Below are 3,981 nucleotides of genomic sequence, written 5' to 3'. Positions count from 1 at the left end.
GGCCGAGGGTGGCCACGCTGGGCTGTGGAGCGTTTTATGCCCTGCGTGGCCACCCTCGGCCCCGGCCTTGCCGGGAGTCAACCGGCGGGCAGGTGGTGGGTCACTCGCTGCTGAGTGCGGGGTTGCGTAGGCGGTCCCCTGACGGGTCGGTGGTCTGGCTGCCGCGTTGGGGACGAAGCCGGGCGGTCATCTCGGGCAGGCCGGCCTGGGTGGTGGGTCAAGCGGACGCACCGCGCCGGTTGCGTCCGCCTTCGGCTCCGTCGTAAACGGCTGGGGTTGGTCTTTTTCTAAGCCGGGGTCTTGGCTTGGGGGCTCTCCGGGCGACGGCAGTCGCCGCTCATCGTGAGCAAGGGCAGGACGCAAGCGGGGTGTGCTTGCGTCCTGCCCTTGCTTGCGATTCGCTTGCGCCTGTCGTTGCCCGGAGAGCCCCCAAGCCCCTCACCGCAACCATCGCCAGGGAGCTCTCCAGCGATGGCCGGGGTCTGGGGCAGAGCCCCAGGGTCCACCCACGTCGAGTCGAGCCTGGGTATGCACATCAGCGCGGCAGGCAGGTAGATCGCGTCAGCGTGGCATGCAGCTGGATACGGCGCAGGCAGGCGGTTACGGCGCAGGCCGCTGGATACGGCGCAGGCAGCCAGATGCGGCGTCCGTGCTGGTAGCTGGATGAAGTTCGCGTGCCCGGTGGCTCGGCGAGGCCTGCGCGTAGGTGTTCATGAGCCTGCGTGCCCGGCCGTGCGAGTCCCTCTGATCGGCGGTTACGCCGCGGCCATCACGCACCGCGACGCCTTCGCGGCCCCCGGGGGACGAGGACGTCAGGGGAGGCGCCGGCTGTGTCAAGGGCGGTCGGGCTTGTCCACAGTTGGTTGTTGTCCACAGGCAGCCCGCGGGTTGATCCTTCGGCGGGCTAGCGTTGGCTCGGTCGCTCGCATCGGTGGGCGGCGTTCTCAGCGTTCGGGGGTTCTGCGGTGACTGAAGTCGTCCTCGGGGTCGCGGGTGGCATCGCCGCCTACAAGGCCTGTGAGTTGCTGCGGCTGTTCACCGAGTCAGGGCACAAGGTGCGGGTCGTGCCCACGGCGTCGGCTCTGCAGTTCGTGGGGGCGCCCACCTGGGCCGCGCTGTCGGGCCGCCCGGTCGCGACCGACGTATGGGACGACGCGCATGAGGTGCCGCACGTGCGGATCGGGCGGGCCGCCGAGCTCGTCGTCGTGGCCCCGGCGACGGCCGACCTGCTGGCCAAGGCCGCGCACGGCATCGCCGACGACCTGCTCACCAACACGCTGCTGACCGCCACCTGCCCGGTCGTCTACGCGCCGGCCATGCACACCGAGATGTGGGACAACCCGGCCACCCAGGCCAACGTCGCCACGCTGCGGTCCCGGGGCGCGGTGGTCATCGAGCCGGCGGTCGGGCGGCTGACCGGCAAGGACACGGGCAAGGGGCGCCTGCCGGACCCGGCCGAGATCTTCGAGCTGGCGTTGCGCGTACACCGGCGGGGTCTTGACCTTGATCTGGCCGGGCGGCACGTCGTGGTCACCGCGGGGGGGACCCGGGAGCCGCTCGACCCGGTGCGCTTCCTCGGGAACCGGTCGTCGGGCAAGCAGGGGTACGCGCTGGCGAAGGCGGCGGCGGCCCGGGGTGCTCGCACGACGCTGATCGCCGCGAACGTGACGCTGCCCGATCCGGCAGGTGTGGACCTCGTTCGAGTGGGAACGACGGAGGAACTGCGCGCGGCGACGGTCAAGGCCGCCGGGGACGCTGACATCGTGGTGATGTCCGCTGCCCCGGCCGATTTCCGGCCGGCTGCCGTGGCGGTCGAAAAAATCAAAAAGACAGACAGCGGTACGCCGGAGCCGATCACCCTCGTGACCAACCCGGACATCGCGGCGGAATTGGGTGCGGCGAAACGTCCCGGGCAGATCCTCGTGGCGTTCGCGGCCGAAACCCACGACGCCATCGAGCACGCCCGGGCCAAACTGGTCAAGAAACGTGCTGACCTGATCGTCGTTAACGAGGTGGGTGTGGACCGCGTCTTCGGCGCCGACCACAATGAGGTCACGTTGCTCGGGGCCGACGGGAGCACGACGGAATACGGCGAACTCCCGAAAGGCGATGTGGCCGATATGATTTACGACCGTGTCGTCGCGCTCCTGGAACGCCAGGTCGACGACGGTGGGACGGCCTAGTACCCAGGCGACTCCGGTCAGACGTGGTGACTACACTTCCGCGTTACGTTGTATTCGACAATTCTGAGGAGCACCGTGGCACGCCGCCTGTTCACCTCCGAGTCGGTCACGGAAGGCCACCCGGACAAGATCGCTGACCAGATCAGCGACGGCATTCTCGACGCCCTGCTGGCGCAGGACCCCCGCAGCCGTGTCGCGGTGGAAACGCTCATCACGACCGGCCAGGTGCACGTCGCGGGTGAGGTCACCACGCAGGCGTACGCCGACATCCCGAGCATCGTGCGTGACACGATCCTCAAGATCGGATACGACTCGTCGAAGAAGGGGTTCGACGGCGCGTCCTGCGGCGTCAGCGTCTCGATCGGCTCGCAGTCGCCCGACATCGCGCAGGGCGTCGACAGCGCCCTCGAGCTGCGGGAGGGTGACAGCGAGCACGTCCTCGACTCGCAGGGCGCCGGCGACCAGGGCATGATGTTCGGCTTCGCCTGCTCGGAGACGCCCGAGCTGATGCCGTTGCCGATCGCGCTCGCCCACCGTCTGGCCCGCCGCCTGTCGACCGCCCGCAAGGACGGCACGATCCCTTACCTGCGGCCCGACGGCAAGACTCAGGTCACCATCGAGTACGACGGTCTGCGCCCGGTCCGGCTCGACACGGTCGTCGTCTCGTCGCAGCACGCGGCCGACATCTCGCTCGAGTCGCTGCTCACGCCCGACATCCGCGAGCACGTGATCGCGCCCGAGCTCGAAGGCCTCGGCCTCGACACCGAGGGCTACCGCCTGCTGGTCAACCCGACCGGCCGCTTCGAGATCGGCGGCCCGATGGGCGACGCCGGCCTCACCGGCCGCAAGATCATCGTCGACACGTACGGCGGCTACGCCCGCCACGGCGGCGGCGCGTTCTCCGGCAAGGACCCGTCCAAGGTGGACCGTTCCGCGGCGTACGCGATGCGCTGGGTCGCCAAGAACGTCGTGGCGGCCGGCCTGGCCGAGCGCTGCGAGACCCAGGTCGCCTACGCGATCGGCAAGGCCCACCCGGTGTCGCTGTTCGTCGAGACGTTCGGCACCGAGAACGTGCCGGTCGAGCGCATCGAAAAGGCCATCAACGAGGTCTTCGACCTCCGCCCGGCCGCGATCATCCGCGACCTCGACCTGCTGCGCCCGATCTACCAGCAGACGGCCGCCTACGGCCACTTCGGCCGCGAGGTCCCCGAGCTGCTCTGGGAGAACACCGACCGAGCCCAGGACCTGAAGAACGCCGCCGCCTGAGGCTCCCCACCGCACCGCACCCGGCGCTCCCGCAAACAGCGGGGGCGCCGGTTCTGCGTCACGCCTGCCCATCGCCGGCCCGCCCGCCTACCCACCCAGCGAGCTACGCGCCTGCTGACGCGCCCACGCGCCTGGCTTGCCTGCGCGCCCGCGCGTCCGCCTGCGCACTCAGCGAGCTGCGCGTCCGCTGCGCCCAGCCATCTGCCCGCACGCCAGCGCGCTTGCCTGCCCACGCAGCGAGTTGTGCAACTAGCCGGCTGCCTGCGCGCCTGCCTGCCCGCCCAGCGAGCTGCGCGTCCGCTGCGCACCCAGTCAGTTGTCCGCCTGCCCACTAAGCGAGCTGCACGCCCAGCCAGCTGCCCGCACGCCTCCGCACCTGCCTGCCCCACCCAGCCGCCTGTCTGCCCGCCTGCCTGGCTGCGCGTCCGCCTGCCTGGCTGCGCGTCCGCCTGCCTGGCTGCGCGTCCGCCTGCCTGGCTGCGCGTCCGCCTGCCTGGCTGCGCGTCCGCCTGCCTGGCTGCGCGTCCGCCTG

2 protein-coding genes are annotated in these 3,981 nt (G+C 70.6%); both read left to right on the top strand.

Features of this window, described 5'->3' with window-relative positions:
• Positions 1–965: 965 nt before the first annotated feature.
• Positions 966–2,183, top strand: a complete 1,218-nt coding sequence (coaBC, locus tag HJC40_RS35445; protein ID WP_250007820.1) for a bifunctional phosphopantothenoylcysteine decarboxylase/phosphopantothenate--cysteine ligase CoaBC — start codon at positions 966–968, stop codon at positions 2,181–2,183.
• Between the two features lie 75 nt (positions 2,184–2,258).
• Positions 2,259–3,449, top strand: a complete 1,191-nt coding sequence (gene metK / locus HJC40_RS35440) for a methionine adenosyltransferase (protein WP_250007819.1) — start codon at positions 2,259–2,261, stop codon at positions 3,447–3,449.
• Positions 3,450–3,981 lie beyond the last annotated feature (532 nt).

The organism is Actinoplanes sp. M2I2 (assembly GCF_023544445.1).
Classification (GTDB): Bacteria; Actinomycetota; Actinomycetes; order Mycobacteriales; family Micromonosporaceae; genus Actinoplanes.
The sequence above is the reverse complement of the archived record's forward strand: the minus strand, read 5'-3'. Positions and strand labels throughout refer to the sequence as shown.